Annotated in this window: 1 protein-coding gene; it reads right to left on the reverse strand. The window is 48.8% G+C overall.

Annotation, left to right across the window (positions count from 1 at the left end; translation table 11 throughout):
• A partial coding sequence (locus tag GPK90_RS15390) for a recombinase zinc ribbon domain-containing protein (RefSeq protein ID WP_486463676.1) occupies positions 1 to 254 on the reverse strand: 254 nt, incomplete at its 3' end.
• Between the last annotated feature and the right edge of the window lie 47 nt (positions 255 to 301).

The following is a 301-nucleotide window of genomic DNA, read 5'->3' on the forward strand; positions in this document are numbered from 1 at the left end:
CTGCCGTGGAGTATCTGAAAGTCTTTGAATTTCTCCTGCATGGCCGAGAAAATGAATTGCTCAAATTCTTCTTTGCGGATTTTCCCGCAGCCCGGACAGCCTTTATTTTCCGTCCGTTTGGTACAGCGGAAATACCCGGTGCTGTTTGGCACATGGGTGGCTTTCAGCGCATACCCACAATGACCGCATTTGATTTTTCCGGCCAGCCAAGTGTTCTTCGGTTTCCGTCCCTGCTGGAAGGTGGTATTTGCCATAAGTTTTTTCCGGCATTTCAGCCATGTGTCAGAGGAAATGAGTGCTT

Origin of the sequence: Clostridium sp. MCC344, assembly GCF_018785365.1 — a bacterium.
GTDB lineage: Bacteria > Bacillota > Clostridia > Lachnospirales > Lachnospiraceae > Pilosibacter.